Source organism: Chromohalobacter sp. HP20-39 (assembly GCF_033052815.1).
Classification (GTDB): Bacteria; Pseudomonadota; Gammaproteobacteria; order Pseudomonadales; family Halomonadaceae; genus Chromohalobacter.
In genome coordinates, this window is the sequence record NZ_JAWHTP010001251.1 from 1 (window position 1) to 230 (window position 230).

The following is a 230-nucleotide window of genomic DNA, read 5'->3' on the forward strand; positions in this document are numbered from 1 at the left end:
GCTTCGAGCAGCTTGCGGTCCATCAGGTCGAAGCCGACCGCATCGACATCGAGCATCGCCAGCGCGGCGTCAGCCACTTTGCGCGTGATGACGCCATCGGCCTTGACCTCGGCGTAATCGCGCACGCGGCGCAGCAGGCGGTTGGCGATACGCGGTGTGCCGCGCGAGCGCTTGGCGATCTCCAGTGCGCCGTCTTCGGCGATCTTGGCGTTGAGCAGGCCAGCCGAGCG

At 67.8% G+C, this 230-nt stretch carries 1 pseudogene; it reads right to left on the bottom strand.

The features are described from left to right. A pseudogene (locus RVY79_RS21870) lies at positions 1-230 on the bottom strand (Holliday junction branch migration DNA helicase RuvB); the annotation flags it as partial.